The following is a 15,479-nucleotide window of genomic DNA, read 5'->3' as shown; positions in this document are numbered from 1 at the left end:
AGTACCGGGTAGTAAACCAGACATGGGCGCTGGTGTCCTACCCGATAACGCTTCGGCTCTGTCAGGCGTCCGCTGGCTTCTGTAGGGATTGTTCGCTGAGCTTGTCGGCCAGGCGCACGAAAGCGGCCAGATCAAGTTGCTCGGGACGCAGGCTGCCATCGACGCCGGCGGCTTCGATTTCGTCGTTGCTCAGCAGCAGCTTGAGGGTGTTGCGCAAGGTCTTGCGGCGCTGGTTGAAGGCTTCGCGCACAACACGTTCCAGCAACCGGTGATCCTTGGCCGGGTGTGGCAGCACGGCATGGGGCACCAGGCGTACGATGGCCGAGTCGACTTTCGGTGGCGGGTTGAACGCACCTGGTCCTACGTTGAACAGGTGCTCAACCCGGCAGTGATACTGAACCATGATCGACAAACGGCCCCAATCGCCGCCGCCAGGGCCTGCCGCCAGACGCTCGACCACTTCTTTCTGCAGCATGAAGTGCATGTCGCGGATCAGGTGGGCGTTGTGCAGCAAATGGAAAATCAGCGGCGTGGAGATGTTGTACGGCAGGTTGCCGACCACGCGCAGGCTGCGAGGCGCTGCATTCAGGCTGTTGAAGTCGAACTTCAGAGCGTCGCCCTGGTGCAGGTTGAAATTGCTTTTGCCGGCGAACTGCTGGTTGAGGATCGGGATCAGGTCCTTGTCCAGCTCCACCACGTCGAGTTGCGCGCCGCTGCTGAGCAGGCCCTGGGTAAGCGCACCCTGGCCCGGGCCGATTTCCAGCAGACGGTCTTCAGCTTTGGCATGGATGGAGCGCAGGATACGGTCGATAACGCCGGCATCGTGCAGGAAGTTCTGGCCAAAACGCTTGCGCGCCTTGTGTTGGTATTGCTCGGTCATAAACGGGTCTCGGCCATCTGGTAGGCGGTTTCCAGCGCGACTTGCAGGCTGCCGGTGTCGATCTTGCCGCTGCCGGCCAGGTCCAGGGCGGTGCCGTGGTCGACCGACGTGCGGATGATCGGCAGTCCGAGCGTCACATTGACTGCTGCGCCGAAGCCTTTGTATTTCAGCACAGGCAGGCCCTGGTCATGGTACATCGCCAGCACTGCGTCGCAGTGCTCCAGATATTTGGGGGTAAACAGAGTGTCGGCGGGCAGCGGACCACGCAGGTCCATGCCTTCGCCGCGCAAGCGCTCTAATGTGGGTTCGATGATGTCGATTTCTTCATGGCCCAGGTGTCCGCCTTCGCCGGCGTGGGGGTTGAGCCCGCACACCAGGATTCGCGGTCGGGCGATGCCGAATTTTTCTTGAAGATCGGTATGCAGGATTCGCGTCACCCGCTCCAGGCGCTCCGGGGTGATCGCATCGGCAATCTCGCGAAGGGGCAGGTGGGTGGTGACCAGTGCCACGCGCAGGCCGCGGGTGGCCAGCATCATGACCACTTGCGCGGTATGCGTCAGGTCAGCGAGGAATTCGGTGTGCCCGGAGAAGGCAATTCCGGACTCGTTGATCACACCTTTATGCACCGGGGCGGTGATCATGCCGGCAAAGTGTCCGTCCAGACAGCCTTGACCGGCGCGGGTCAGGGTTTCCAGAACGAAAGCTGCGTTGGCCTTGTCCAGTTGCCCGGCGACGACCTTGGCATTCAGTGGTGTATCCCAGACATACAGGCTGTTGGCGGGGGCGGGCGAATCTGGCCAATTGTCTGGAGTGACCGGCAGCAAGTCGACAGCCACACCTAGCTGCGCGGCCCGCTCGAGGAGCAGGTCGCGGCTGGTGATGGCAATCAGGGGGTGTGGCTGGGCTTGCGAGGCGAGCAGCAGGCACAGGTCGGGACCTATGCCGGCCGGTTCGCCGGGTGTCAGCGCGAAACGTTTGGGTTTCACTGCGCTGCCTGGTCGGCGCCAGGGAGTTTGATTTCTACGTACGCTTCGTCACGGATCTGACGCAGCCAGCTTTGCAGCTCTTCGTCGTATTTGCGGTTACGCAGTACGGTCATGGCTTGTTGTTCGCGTGCCTGGGTGGTGCTGTCGGTGGCGCGACGGCCGAGGACTTCCAGTACGTGCCAGCCGTATTGAGTCTGGAAAGGCTTGGACAGTTGACCTTGTGGGGTCTTGGCCATCACTTCGCGGAACTCCGGAACCAGAGCATTCGGGTCGATCCAGTTCAGGTCGCCGCCGTTGAGGGCAGAACCCGGGTCTTCCGAATAGCTTTTCGCCAGTTCGCCGAAGTCTTCGCCCGCTTCGATACGGGTGTAGAGCGACTGAGCCAGCGCCTTGGTTTTTTCTTCGTCGCGAATCGGGCTCGGTTTGACCAGAATGTGACGCACGTGCACTTCATCGCGCATCTGAGTCTCGCCGCCACGCTTGTCGAGGATCTTCAAGATGATGAAGCCGCCCGGCGTGCGCATTGGCTGGGTTACGTCGCCGACGGTCATGCTGCTCAGCAGACGATCGAAGGGAGGTGGCAGTTGGGCAGCTTTACGCCAGCCCATGTCGCCGCCTTCCAGAGCCGTTTCACTGGCGGACTTGGCGATGGCCAGTTGACCGAAGTCAGCGCCTTGTTTGAGCTGCTGGTAAACCGCGTCAGCCTGTTTGGCAGCATTCTGAATCGCGTCGGAGTTGGCGCTTTCTGGCGTTGGAATCAGGATGTTGGCCAGGCGGAACTCTTCGGACAGCTGCATTTTGCCAAGGTCGGAAGCCAGGAAGTTCTTCACTTCCTGTTCGGAGACCTGGATGCGTTCGGCCACACGGCGCTGACGCACGCGGCTGATGACCATTTCGCGGCGGATCTGGTCACGGGCGTCGTCGTAAGACAGGCCGTCGCGGGTCAGGGCGGCGCGGAACTGGTCGACCGTCATGTTGTTGCGCTGGGCGATTGTGCCGACAGCCTGGTTCAGTTCTTCATCGGTAATGCGGATGCCCGAGCGTTCGCCGATCTGCAATTGCAGGTTCTCGACGATCAGGCGCTCAAGCACCTGCTGCTCCAGTACGCTGGCCGGTGGCACGGCGGTGCCGCGCTTGGCGATGGTTTGCTGAACTTCATGGATGCGCTGATCCAGTTGGCTCTGCATGACCACGTCGTTATCGACAATGGCCACCACTTTATCGATGGACTGCACCGCGGCGTTGGCCGCGGTACCCAGGAACAGCGCGCCCAGCAACAGCGGGCGCAGACAATCAGAAAGCTTGGTCTTCACGTTCACGATAACCTTGAATGCCTTTGTCGAGGAAGCTCTCTACCTTGGAGCCGGTAAGGCCCCCGAGTCCCTTCAGAACAATTTGGAGGAAGATGCCATGGTCGCCTTTTTCGTTTTCCGGAGCGGCCTGACTGAATTCTTCATAGTCGACCCAGTAACGATTGATCAAACGCAGTTTCCAGCAGCAGTTGTCGTACTCGAAGCCACCGAAGGCTTCCAGGGTACGGTTGCGGTTGTAGTCATACTGCCAGCGGCTGATGGCATTCCACTGCGGCACGATCGGCCAGATCACCGAGAAGTCGTGCTGTTGGATCTTGTAGTAATCCTTCACATAGCCAGGCTGGCCCGGGGTGCCGTAGTCACCGCCGCCCACTTGCCATTGACCAGTATTCTGGTCGTAACGGACCTGGTCATTGCGATAGCGATAACCGGCGTTGATGACCTTGTTCGGGTTGTCTTCAGGCTGGTAGTGGAACATCGCGCTGCCCGAGCGTGGGCTGCGGCTGTCCGGGTCCCAGTTGTAATCGGCAGTGGTGCGCCAGTCGCGGTTCCAGCGATATTCGTATTCCAGTGCGTATGGCGACACATCGGATTGCGCGTCTTCGCGGGTTTTAGCATCGATACCCGGCAGTTGGACTTCGCGATTCTTGAAGTACAAAGCCTGGCCGACGCTGATGCGTTGACGTTCGAAACCGTTGTCTTCGATCCAGCGACTGGTCACGCCCAGGGACAGCTTGTTCTCGTCGCCGACGCGGTCGGAGCCGGAGAAGCGGTTGTCACGGAACAGCGACGCATAGTTGAACGTGTATTCGCTGGTGTCGAATACCGGGATGTCTTCCTGATCCTTTTCCGGGACGTACAGGTAGAACAGGCGCGGTTCGAGGGTCTGGCGATAATTCTTGCCGAACCATTGGGTGTTGCGATCGAAGTACAGGCCGCTGTCGATGCTGGCGATCGGTACGCCGCGGTTCTGGTTGCTGTCAAAGGTACCCAGGAGGCGGTCTTGTTCCGCGGATTGCGCTGCAATCTGGTTTTTGCCGATGCCGTCCAGGTCCAGCTGGTATTGCGTGTACTGGTACTTGAGCTTTGGCGTTATGTAGCCATATGACGCCTGCATCGGCAGGCTTACAGCCGGTGCAAGGTTAAGGCGATCGCCCGTTGCGCGTGCCAGACCTTGCACATTGTTATCAAGGCGCGAATCTACAGTACCGTCTTCGTTGATGAAGTCACCGCTTTTCAAGTCCCGGTCAAAGCGGACGAGTTCAGTGTTGTAGCTGAAATTTAGACCGCCTGGGTGTACCGGCAGCGCACCATCAAAGGTGATTTGCGGTAAACGGTCATATGGCGTGATGTTGGAGATGGTCGCCAACTGATACGCCTGTGCGTTCACGCGAGCCGTGTAGCTGTCACCGCGATAGCTGACCGAACCCTGCTGGTTCACATAGTCGGCACTCTTCACGCCAATCTGGTCAGTCTGCAGATCCTGGAAGTAATAAGGATCGCTGATCTTGGTGTAGTCGACCTGCGTGAACACGCGCGAGTCGAGACCACCCTTGTGCTGCCAGTTGTACATGTAGCGGGTTTTTTCGTAGTCGGTCTGCAGCTTGCGCTCGTCCTCTTCGTCGTTGAGGTACGCGGCACCGAACTGACCTTCGCTGGACTTGGTCAGGTAGCGGAATTCGCCTTCCATCAACAGGCCGCGCTTGCTCATGTAGCGCGGGTACAACGTGGCATCGTAGTTCGGCGCCAGGTTGAAGTAGTACGGCGTGACCAGCAGGAAACCGGTGTCGGTGCCGGTGCCGATAGTCGGCGGCAGGAAGCCGGACTGGCGACGGTCGTCGATCGGGAAATAGATGTAAGGCGTGTACAGGATCGGAATGTCCTTGACCCGCAATGTCACGTTGGTCGCGGTACCGAAGCCGGTGGCAGGGTTCAGGGTGATGTTGTTGCCCTTGAGCTGCCAGGCGTTGCTGTTCGGTTCGCACGTGGTGTACGTACCATCCTTGAGGCGGATGATGGCGTTCTCGGCACGTTTGGCGTACAGCGCGTTACCGCGGATGCGCGATTTGTGCATCACGTATTCGGCGTTGTCGACCTTGGCTTCACCGGTGTCCAGCTGCACGTCGGCGTGGTCACCGACGATCAGGGCGCCGTTGTCGCGAATGCGCACGTTGCCGCTCAGCTCACCCCGGTTCTCAGCCTGGTAGAGATTGGCTTCGTCGGCTTCGACCTGCATGCTGCCCTGGCGCATGACCACGTCACCGGCCAGGCTGGCGACTTGCTCATCCTGCTTATAGCGCGAAGCTTTCGCGCCGATAAAGGTAGGCGCGTCGCTTTTATTCGTCTTGTCATTCATGCCAGGACGAATCGGTTCGATATAGGAACCAGAGCAGTAGGGACCGGTTTCGGCCAGTTGCGCTGCAGTGAGCTGCTCGCGGGGAACCCAGTCGAGGTGACTGTAGTCTTCGCTACGCGACTTCAGGCCACGGCCCTTGGACTCGGTAACCAGCACAGGCTTGGCACCCGTGTCTTCGCTGGTGCCGTCCTCGGCCGGGGTTTCACCGGTCGCGGAAACGGCGCTGCCGTCATGCACGGGACGCGGAGGCAATGCAGCCGCCGGCGTCTTTGGCGCGCAGTCCCAGGCGCCCGAAGCAGAGACTGAGCAGTCATACTGTTCCGCGGCGACCACGAAGGAAGTGGCGAGGGGTTGCAAGGCCAGCAGACTGCCGGTTACCAACAACGGAAATTTTTTACGAAACGCGGGGGATTTCAATGCCATCTTATTAGTCCGGGCTTCCTGCGTGCCATCTGCCCGCGGTGTGGGCCGCACGCCTCTCGATGGTCTGAAAAAGATGCTGGATAATAAAGCATGACCCGCTTGACGGCTAGCGCCGTCGGAGACCCTTGCAATGCCTGACCAAGATGTACGTTTGCAACACCTGAAAGTTTGGCTCGATGAGCAGTTGGCAACCCTTTTTGCGGATCAGGGCTGGGGCGCCGTACCCCCGGCCACGTTGACCGCGGCCAGTAGCGACGCGAGTTTCCGGCGATATTTCCGTTGGGAAGGTGCCGGTAGAAGTTTCGTCGTGATGGACGCGCCACCGCCCCAGGAAAACTGCAAACCCTTCGTGGATATCGCTTTTTTACTGGCGAAATCCGGAATAAATGTGCCGAAAATTTATGCCGAAGACCTCGAACGCGGATTTCTTTTGCTTAATGACTTGGGCAACAAGACCTATCTGGACGTGATCGACAGCGAAAATGCCGACGAATTGTTCAGCGATGCCCTGCAAGCGCTGTTGGCTTTTCAGCAATTGCCGATGGTCGCACCGCTGCCCAGTTACGACGTGGCATTGTTGCGCCGCGAACTCGAACTGTTTCCCGAGTGGTACGTGAAGCGCGAATTGGGGATTGAGCTCGACGCTGCGCAGCAAGTGCTCTGGCAGCAAGTCAGCGATTTGTTGATCGACAGCGCGCTGGCTCAGCCAAAGGTCCTGGTTCATCGCGACTACATGCCGCGCAACCTGATGCTCAGCGAGCCGAACCCCGGCGTGCTGGATTTCCAGGACGCGGTCTACGGCCCGGTGACCTACGACGTGACCTGCCTGTTCAAGGATGCATTCCTCAGCTGGCCCGAAGAGCGCGTGCTCGGTTGGCTGGAAAGTTACTGGCAGCAGGCCTCGGCGCTGGATATTCCGGTGCAGCCGGACTTTGAAGATTTCCTGCGCGCCAGTGATCTGATGGGCGTGCAACGTCACCTGAAGGTGATCGGCATCTTCGCCCGCATCTGCCACCGCGACGGCAAGCCGCGCTATCTAAGCGATGTGCCGCGTTTCTTTGCCTATATAGATGCAGTGATCGCCCGCCGCCCGGAACTGGCGGAACTGGATGTATTGCTGGCCAGTCTGCGTGCTGGAGTGAAAGCATGAAGGCGATGATTCTCGCAGCGGGCAAAGGCGAGCGCATGCGCCCGCTAACCCTGACCACGCCCAAGCCGCTGGTTCGCGCTGGCGGAGTGACGCTGATCGAGTATCATCTGCGAGCGCTGGCGGCCGCCGGGTTCACCGAGATCGTGATCAACCATGCCTGGTTGGGGCAGCAGATCGAAGATTACCTGGGCGACGGTTCGCGCTATGGCGTCAGCATTCAGTATTCCCCGGAAGGCGAACCGCTGGAAACCGGCGGCGGGATTTACCGTGCGTTGCCGTTGCTGGGGGATGAAGCCTTTGTCGTGGTCAATGGCGATATCTGGACCGATTACGACTTCAGTGTGCTGCATCAGCCGATTGTCGGCCTTGCGCATCTGGTGCTCGCGACCAATCCGGCTCATCACCCAAGCGGCGATTTCCAGCTGATCGACGGAAAGGTTCGCGACGGGCACCCGGCGGCAGACACCCTGACCTACAGCGGCATCGCGGTATTGCACCCGCAACTGTTCGAAGGTTGCTCCGCCGGGGCTTTCAAACTGGCACCGTTGCTGCGAGCCGCCATGGCGAACGGGCAGGTGTCCGGCGAGCGCCTGAGCGGGCTGTGGGTGGATGTCGGCACCCATGAGCGCCTGGCCGAAGTGGAAGCCCTCATCGAAGCGGGCCGCTGACGTGCTGTGGCCAGGGACTCTGATCGGAGCCGGAGCGGGTTTTGCCATTGCCAGCATTCCGGGGGCCATGCTCGGAGCTTTGTTGGGGCAGGCGCTGGATCGGCGCCTGCACTTGCAGAGCTGGGCGCATTTGCGGGAAAAGCTCGGCGGTCGTCCGGCACTGCGCAATGATGAACTGCTGTTCGTGTTGCTCGGCAGGTTGGCCAAGTGCGACGGGCGGGTGGTCGACGGTCATATCCAGCAGGCGCGCCAGGAAATGCTTGCGCTGGAAATGAACGAACCGTCCCGGCGGCGGGCGATTGCCGCGTTCAATCGTGGCAAGTCGGGTAACGACCGCTTGCGCGGTTATCTACGCCGGTTGAGCAATCAACCCCACGCGGCCGAAGGTGTCTTGCGCGCCTGTTGGCGGATGGTCTGGGCCGATGGTCGCGCCGGTCATCAGGAGCGCGCACTGCTTGCTCAATGGGGCAAATGGCTGGGCTGGACGACTCATCAGGTCCAGGCGTTGGCCCATGACTACGAGCCGCAGAAACGTCCGCTGGGTAACAGCGTTACAAGCTATCAGGATGCCTTGCGGTTGCTGGGCGTGTCGGCTACCACGGAGCCGGAACAGATCAAACGTGCCTACCGACGCCTGCTCAGCCGCCATCACCCGGACAAGATTGCCGGCAGTGGGGCAACGGTGTCGCAGGTGCGTGAAGCCACCGAGAAAACCCGGGAATTGCACAGTGCCTATACGTTGATTCGGCAGCGGCGGGATTTTCGCTAGCAGGACAGTCAGGTGTTGTTTTCAATGGCGCCATCGCTGGCTTGCCAGCGATGGGGGCGACGCGCTCTATCAATTCGCCGCATTCTGCGGATTCAACCAGCCCCGCACCCGGCGAACCAGTTGTTCCTGCTGCGCCTTGCTGTCGCCCGGCAGCGCCTTGAGCGACACCTGGCTGAACGCCGAAGTCTTCAAGCGTTTGCTGGTCTGCAAGCGCGCCAAAGCCGCGTTGCGGTCCAGCGGCTTGTCCATGTAGAAAATGTCGGCTGTGGGGAGCTTGAGCATTGGTGCGAGTTCGTCCAGTTCGGGTTTCGCTTGCCCAGGTGTTTGCGCGGCGACCATGACGAAGCGTTCGACCTGCGATGGCTGCTTTTCGCTCAAATACCGCGCGGCCCAATAGGCGCCGGTGCCATGCCCCAATACGACAATGCTGCGAGCGCTCTGCTGTTCGGCAAACGCAATTGCCGCATCGATGCGGGAGAAGATTCGCTCGGCGTCAGCCTTGGAGCGCTCCTCAGCGGTTTCCGCGACGGGTTTGTCAGCCACTTCCGCTTCACCCCCCGCGGCCTGCTCAATGGGGGCGGCGGTGGTCGCGTCTTTGTTGCCGACGTCCGGCGTTATCGGCGTCAGTGGTATTTCGGCGACGCGTGGCGCCATGGCATCGCTTTGCACGTCCGGCAAGGTGATACTCAGGCTGCTCCATTGCGCGTCGGGCAACTGGCGGCGTAACGGACCGATTGCTTGCGGCCAGTCAACGGTTTCGCCAGCGCCCGGGACGATAATCACCGCGCCTTTCGGTTCGGCGGTATTGGCCGGTTTCCACAAGGCGAGGAACGTGTCACTACCCGCTTGCAGTTGTTGCTGCTCCTGGGCAGGGATTTTTCGTTCGAGTGCAGTCGCTTCTTCCTGACTACGCTCAGGCAATGGCTGGCGTTCAAGCGGCTTTTCCTGCGCGGGTTGCTCGGCGGCGGCAGGTGCCGGGTCGGCAGCCTCGACGGAAAAAGCGCATGGCAGGATCAGCGACAGGCACAATGCTGGCAGTGCCAGGCGGTAGACAGGGGGCATCGGTTATTCCAGGCCAGAAGTGATTCCGGCAGCCTAATGGGTTGGTCAGTATTTGTCAGTGTGTGAGAGTTCGATGATGCGTTTTCGCTGCCTGTGGGTTATCGGCTGGTTGTGGTTTCCCTTGATGGGCTGGGCGGCGGCCGCGCCTCCGGCCCACGTCGCGGCACTGTCCGCCGCCCAGCAACAATGGCTTGCACAGCAGGGCGAATTGCGTGTCGGGCTGGTGTTGCAGGCGCCCTACGCTCAATACGATCGCCGCTTGCAGCGTCTGTCCGGGGCCAATGTCGAGTTGATGAAATGGCTGGCCAAGTCGCTCAACGTCGAGCTGAGCTGGCGCAACTTTCCTGATCTTGAACAGCTGGAAGCCGCCGCGCGTGCGGGTGAAATCGACATCGCCCCGGGGCTTAGCCAGACGCCTGGAGGTCTGCGCCTCTGGCAGTTTTCCGATCCGTACATGCGAGTGCCGCAACTGGTCGTCAGCGACCAGAAAAGCACCGGTGCAGTAGAGCTGGAAAAACTCGACAGCCAGACTCGCGTGGCCGTGCGAATGCCCAGCGCGACTGCCGACTACCTGCGTGGCAACTATCCGCATCTGAACCTTCAGGGCGTGCCGATGGAGCGTCAGGCACTGCAATTGTTGTTGAGCCAGCAAGCTGGCTACGCCGTGGTCGATGAGGCGCAATTGGGGCGCCTGTCGGTCGAGCCGGAATTCGCCGGATTGGTGGTGGTGGGTGACATCGGTCTACCGCAATTGCTGCGGGTGGCGACGCGGCGCGACAAACCGGAACTGGCCGGCATCGTCGAAAGTGCGTTGCGGGCGATTCCGGCCAAGGATCTGGAAACCTTGCACAACCAGTGGCTGCAACCCAAGTACCCGCGGCTGACTGAGTCCCCCGGGTTCTGGCAGAACCTCTGCCTGCTGTTGTTGGTTGTGGCGCTGAGCAGCATGGCGATCGTGCTCTGGCAGCGCCGTCAGCAGCACAGCCTCGAGCAGCGACTGTCGGCCGCTCAAGCCGACATTGCCTTGCGCGCCGCCAGTGAAGAAGCGCTACGACTGACCCAGTTTTCCATCGATCAAAGCACCGTCGGCATCCTTTGGGTCAATTGGGACAGCCACGTGCGCTACGCCAACCGCGCCGCCGAAACCATGCTCGGCTATCCATCGGGCGGGATCATCGATCGCCCGTTGATCGACTTCGAACCCGGCCTGCACATGGATCGCTGGCTGAACCTGTGGAAGCGCGCCAGGGCCAGCGACGAGTCGCCGCAAAGTTTCGAAACCAATTGCCTGCGGGCCGACGGCAGCATCCTGCCCGCCGATGTGTCGCTGAGCTTCCTGCGCTTTCGCGATGGCGAATACCTGGTGGTCTACCTCACCGATGTCACCGAGCGGCGCCGCGCCCTGGCAGCGTTGCAGGAAAGTGAGGCGCGGCTGCAAGGGATTGCGGCGAATGTGCCAGGCTTGGTCTTTCGTCTGGAGCGGGCGCCGGTGACAGGCCAAATCGACTTTGCCTACATCAGCGAAGGCAGCGAGAGTCTGGTGGGTTACTCGCCGGCGACCCTGGCCCATCGCGACAAAGGCTTGCGCAGTCTGGTGCATCCGGACGACAAGGCGAGTTATCACCAGACCCAGGATCATGCCCTGGACACCGACAGCGACTGGTCCTGGCAAGGGCGGATTCTTACGCGTCAGGGCGAACAGCGCTGGGCGGAAATCAAGGCGATCACCCGCCAACTGGAGGACGGCGCCTACGTCTGGGACGGCATCGTCTGGGACATCAGTGAGAGCAAGCGCATCGAATTGGAACTGGCCAGCTCCCGGGCGCAGTTGCGGGAATTGTCGGCGCACCTGGAGAGCGTGCGCGAAGAGGAAAAGGCGCGCATTGCCCGGGAAGTTCACGACGAATTGGGGCAGATGCTGACCGTGTTGAAGCTGGAAACGTCGATGTGCGAGCTGGCCTACGCGCACCTTGACCCTGGTTTGAACGAGCGCCTGAACAGCATGAAGCGTTTGATCGCCCAGCTGTTCCAGCTGGTCCGCGATGTGGCGACGGCATTGCGTCCGCCGATTCTCGATGCGGGGATCGCCTCGGCCATTGAATGGCAGGCCCGGCGCTTCGAGGCGCGCACGCAGATCCCATGCCTGGTGCAGGTACCGGACAATTTGCCGATGCTCAGCGACGCCAAGGCAATCGGTCTGTTTCGAATCCTTCAGGAAGCCTTGACCAATGTCATGCGCCACGCCCAGGCGCATACTGTTGAACTGACGCTTACCCTTGAAGGCGACGAGTTGTGCCTGACGGTCAGCGATGATGGCGTAGGATTTGTCACCAAAGCTGGCAGGCCGACATCCTTCGGCGTGGTCGGCATGCGCGAGCGGGTGTTGATCATGGGCGGTGAGTTGTCGCTCGAGAGTGAGCCGGGGGAGGGCACCACCCTGAGTGTGCGAGTGCCGTTGGATCAGGCCTGATGGCTTTTTGGTGTCTGTGCAGACGCCTTCGCGAGCAGGCTCGCTCCCACACTGAATGTGAGTCGTTCACAAATCCCCTGTGGCAGTGAGCCTGCTCACGATAGATCTTGAATCTGGAGAAGAACGTGATCCGTGTACTGGTAGCCGAAGACCACACCATCGTCCGCGAAGGCATCAAGCAATTGATTGGCCTGGCCAAGGATTTGCTGGTGGTGGGGGAGGCGAGCAATGGTGAGCAATTGCTCGAAACGTTGCGGCATGTGCCCTGCGAGGTGGTGTTGCTGGATATCTCCATGCCGGGTGTGAATGGCCTGGAAGCGATTCCGCGGATTCGTGCACTGAACAATCCACCGGTGATCCTGGTGCTGTCGATGCATGACGAAGCGCAAATGGCCGCTCGGGCGTTGAAAGTCGGGGCTGCCGGATATGCCACCAAGGACAGCGATCCGGCGCTGTTGCTAACGGCCATTCGCCGGGTGGCGGCGGGTGGGCGTTATATCGATCCTGACCTGGCCGATCGCATGGTCTTTGAGGTCGGCCTGACCGATTCGCGCCCGTTGCACTCGCTGCTGTCAGAGCGTGAGTTTTCCGTGTTCGAACGTCTGGCCCAAGGCGCCAACGTCAACGACATCGCCCAGCAACTGGCCCTGAGCAGCAAGACCATCAGTACCCACAAGGCGCGGCTGATGCAGAAACTCAATATCACCTCGCTGGCCGAGTTGGTGAAATACGCGATGGAACACAAACTTCTCTGAAAGCCCCCATTGTCCATTGTGGGAGCAGGCTCGCTCCCGCACCGGGTGTTTAGTGCATGTCCAATTGCGACATGCTTTCCCATGCTGCCTCTACCGGTTCCTGCCGCTTGCAGCCAACAGATTGCCGCTGCGTTTGTCAGAACGCGCCATCCTTGTAGGGCAATCCCTACCCCCAAACTTCCATCCGGCTGAGGCGAATCTCTCCTGCGCCCCGATTTGCGCAGGTCCTGGCGTCCACTAGGCTTAGTCCACAGCAGTCATCAACAACAAAGGTGTGGGTATGAGCCAGGTCGATTCAAGTGCAGGGGCCAATGATGTTCTGGTCAGCTTTCGTGGAGTGCAGAAGAGCTACGACGGCGAAAACCTGATCGTCAAAGACCTCAACCTGGACATTCGCAAAGGCGAATTCCTCACTTTGCTCGGGCCGTCCGGCTCCGGTAAGACCACCAGCCTGATGATGCTCGCCGGCTTCGAAACACCGACCGCGGGTGAAATCCTGCTGGCCGGGCGCTCCATCAACAACGTGCCGCCGCACAAGCGTGATATCGGCATGGTGTTCCAGAATTACGCGTTGTTCCCGCACATGACCGTCGCCGAGAACCTGGCCTTCCCGCTGACCGTTCGCGGGCTGAATAAAAGCGACGTCAGCGACAAGGTCAAAAAAGTCCTGAGCATGGTGCAGCTCGATGCGTTCGCCCAGCGCTACCCGGCGCAGCTGTCCGGTGGTCAGCAGCAGCGTGTGGCACTGGCGCGCGCCCTGGTGTTCGAACCGCAACTGGTCTTGATGGACGAACCCCTCGGCGCCCTCGACAAACAACTGCGTGAACACATGCAGATGGAAATCAAACACCTGCACCAGCGTCTCGGCGTGACCGTGGTCTACGTGACCCATGACCAGGGTGAAGCCCTGACCATGTCCGACCGGGTGGCGGTGTTCCATCAAGGCGAAATCCAGCAGATCGCGCCGCCGCGCACCCTCTACGAAGAGCCGAAAAACACTTTCGTCGCCAACTTCATCGGTGAGAACAACCGCCTCAATGGCCGTCTGCACAGCCAGACCGGCGACCGTTGCCTCGTGGAACTGAGTCGCGGTGAAAAGGTGGAAGCCTTGGCGGTCAACGTCGGCCGGACCGGCGAACCCGTCACCTTGTCTATTCGCCCGGAGCGCGTGAGCCTCAATGGTTCCAGCGAGTCGTGCGTCAACCGCTTCTCGGGAAGGGTGGCGGAATTCATCTATCTGGGCGACCACGTCCGGGTTCGCCTGGAAGTCTGCGGCAAGACCGACTTCTTCGTGAAACAGCCGATTGCCGAGCTCGATCCAGGGCTGGCGGTCGGCGATGTGGTACCGCTTGGCTGGCAGGTCGAACACGTTCGTGCGCTCGACCCACTTCTAGAGGCGAACTGATCGCCCTTCTGCTTCACCAACCCTGCACGTGGAGAACAATATCAATGTTGAAATCCCTGAAATTCACAGCTCTGGTCATGGGCATGATCGGCGCCTCGCACGCGATGGCTGCAGGCCCGGACCTGACCGTGGTGTCCTTTGGCGGGGCGAACAAGGCGGCGCAGGTCAAAGCCTTCTACGCACCCTGGGAAGCGGCGGGCAACGGCAAAATCGTGGCGGGCGAGTACAACGGTGAAATGGCCAAGGTCAAGGCCATGGTCGACACCAAAAGCGTGTCCTGGGATCTGGTAGAGGTTGAATCGCCAGAACTGTCCCGTGGCTGCGACGAAGACATGTTCGAGCAACTGGACCCGGCGCTGTTCGGCAAGGCGGAAGATTACGTCAAGGGCGCCATCCAGCCATGCGGCGTGGGCTTCTTCGTGTGGTCGACCGTGTTGGCCTACAACGCCGACAAGCTGAAAACCGCACCGACCAGTTGGGCGGATTTCTGGGACACCAAGCAGTTCCCGGGCAAGCGTGGCCTGCGTAAAGGCGCCAAGTACACCCTGGAATTCGCACTGATGGCCGACGGCGTTGCGCCCAAAGACGTCTACAAAGTGCTGGCCGGCAAGGACGGTCAGGACCGCGCGTTCAAGAAACTCGATGAGCTCAAGCCGAACATCCAGTGGTGGGAAGCCGGCGCACAACCGCCGCAGTACCTCGCTTCCGGTGACGTGGTCATGAGCTCGGCCTACAACGGCCGTATCGCTGCCGTGCAGAAAGAAAGCAACCTGAAAGTGGTGTGGAACGGCGGCATCTACGACTTCGACGCGTGGGCCATTCCAAAAGGTCTGGACGCCAAGCGTGCCGAAGCGGCGAAGAAATTCATCGCCTTCTCGGTGCAGCCACAGCAGCAGAAGACTTACTCGGAAAACATCGCCTACGGCCCGGCCAACACCCAAGCCGTACCGTTGCTGGCCAAGGATGTCCTGAAAGACATGCCGACCACCCCGGAAAACATCGCCAACCAGGTGCAGATCGACGTCAGCTTCTGGGCTGACAACGGCGAGCAACTGGAACAGCGCTTCAATTCCTGGGCGGCGAAATAAAAGCACGACCCTGTGGGAGCGAGCCTGCTCGCGAAAGCGCTAGAACTGTCGGCAATGATTTCGGATGTGCCGACCCCTTCGCGAGCAGGCTCGCTCCCACATTAAAAGTTCGAGGTGATATGTCACCTCTGCAACGATCAAAGATTTCCGGAGT

12 protein-coding genes are annotated in these 15,479 nt (G+C 60.4%); 7 read left to right on the top strand and 5 right to left on the bottom strand.

Features of this window, described 5'->3' with window-relative positions:
• Positions 1 to 61 precede the first annotated feature (61 nt).
• From rsmA to BVK86_RS09245, 4 genes are read right to left on the bottom strand one after another with little or no spacing between them, the layout of a single operon-like run.
• Entirely contained in the window at positions 62 to 880 is an 819-nt protein-coding gene (gene rsmA / locus BVK86_RS09260; protein ID WP_075946155.1) for a 16S rRNA (adenine(1518)-N(6)/adenine(1519)-N(6))-dimethyltransferase RsmA, read from the bottom strand.
• Positions 877 to 1,866, bottom strand: a complete 990-nt coding sequence (gene pdxA, locus BVK86_RS09255) for a 4-hydroxythreonine-4-phosphate dehydrogenase PdxA (RefSeq protein ID WP_075946154.1) — start codon at positions 1,864 to 1,866, stop codon at positions 877 to 879. The genes rsmA and pdxA overlap by 4 nt, the downstream gene beginning before the upstream one ends.
• Entirely contained in the window at positions 1,863 to 3,179 is a 1,317-nt protein-coding gene (surA, locus tag BVK86_RS09250; protein WP_075946153.1) for a peptidylprolyl isomerase SurA, read from the bottom strand. Before surA ends, pdxA begins: the two co-directional genes overlap by 4 nt.
• Positions 3,160 to 5,958 carry an LPS-assembly protein LptD gene (locus tag BVK86_RS09245; RefSeq protein ID WP_075946152.1) on the bottom strand — a complete coding sequence of 933 codons (2,799 nt, stop codon included), beginning with the start codon at positions 5,956 to 5,958 and terminating at the stop codon, positions 3,160 to 3,162. The genes surA and BVK86_RS09245 overlap by 20 nt, the downstream gene beginning before the upstream one ends.
• Positions 5,959 to 6,088: 130 nt before the next feature.
• Here BVK86_RS09245 and BVK86_RS09240 point away from each other — a divergent pair, with 130 nt between their 5' ends.
• The 3 genes from BVK86_RS09240 to BVK86_RS09230 are packed head-to-tail and all read left to right on the top strand — an operon-like array spanning position 6,089 to position 8,545.
• Entirely contained in the window at positions 6,089 to 7,108 is a 1,020-nt protein-coding gene (locus BVK86_RS09240) for an aminoglycoside phosphotransferase family protein (RefSeq protein WP_075946151.1), read from the top strand.
• Entirely contained in the window at positions 7,105 to 7,776 is a 672-nt protein-coding gene (gene murU, locus BVK86_RS09235; RefSeq protein WP_075946150.1) for an N-acetylmuramate alpha-1-phosphate uridylyltransferase MurU, read from the top strand. The genes BVK86_RS09240 and murU overlap by 4 nt, the downstream gene beginning before the upstream one ends.
• A gap of 1 nt (position 7,777) precedes the next feature.
• On the top strand, positions 7,778 to 8,545 hold the full coding sequence (locus BVK86_RS09230) for a TerB family tellurite resistance protein (RefSeq protein ID WP_075946149.1): 768 nt from the start codon (positions 7,778 to 7,780) through the stop codon (positions 8,543 to 8,545).
• Between the two features lie 69 nt (positions 8,546 to 8,614).
• Here BVK86_RS09230 and BVK86_RS09225 read toward each other — a convergent pair whose 3' ends face one another.
• The gene (locus tag BVK86_RS09225) at positions 8,615 to 9,607 is read right to left on the bottom strand and encodes an alpha/beta hydrolase family protein (protein WP_075946148.1); all 993 of its coding nucleotides are present in this window, start codon (positions 9,605 to 9,607) and stop codon (positions 8,615 to 8,617) included.
• Positions 9,608 to 9,680: 73 nt separating this feature from the next.
• Between BVK86_RS09225 and BVK86_RS09220 the strand changes: the two genes are divergently transcribed.
• The 4 genes from BVK86_RS09220 (at position 9,681) to BVK86_RS09205 (ending at position 15,325) form a co-directional block, all read left to right on the top strand.
• On the top strand, positions 9,681 to 12,077 hold the full coding sequence (locus BVK86_RS09220) for a PAS domain-containing sensor histidine kinase (RefSeq protein WP_075946147.1): 2,397 nt from the start codon (positions 9,681 to 9,683) through the stop codon (positions 12,075 to 12,077).
• Between the two features lie 125 nt (positions 12,078 to 12,202).
• Positions 12,203 to 12,832, top strand: coding sequence for a response regulator (locus tag BVK86_RS09215; protein ID WP_020798801.1), 630 nt, complete (start codon positions 12,203 to 12,205; stop codon positions 12,830 to 12,832).
• Positions 12,833 to 13,112: 280 nt separating this feature from the next.
• Positions 13,113 to 14,237, top strand: coding sequence for an ABC transporter ATP-binding protein (locus BVK86_RS09210; RefSeq protein WP_075946146.1), 1,125 nt, complete (start codon positions 13,113 to 13,115; stop codon positions 14,235 to 14,237).
• 44 nt (positions 14,238 to 14,281) lie between these two features.
• Entirely contained in the window at positions 14,282 to 15,325 is a 1,044-nt protein-coding gene (locus tag BVK86_RS09205; protein ID WP_075946145.1) for an ABC transporter substrate-binding protein, read from the top strand.
• Positions 15,326 to 15,479: the final 154 nt, after the last annotated feature.

The sequence above is a fragment of the Pseudomonas reinekei genome (assembly GCF_001945365.1).
Classification (GTDB): domain Bacteria; phylum Pseudomonadota; class Gammaproteobacteria; order Pseudomonadales; family Pseudomonadaceae; genus Aquipseudomonas; species Aquipseudomonas reinekei.
The sequence above is the reverse complement of the archived record's forward strand: the minus strand, read 5'-3'. Positions and strand labels throughout refer to the sequence as shown.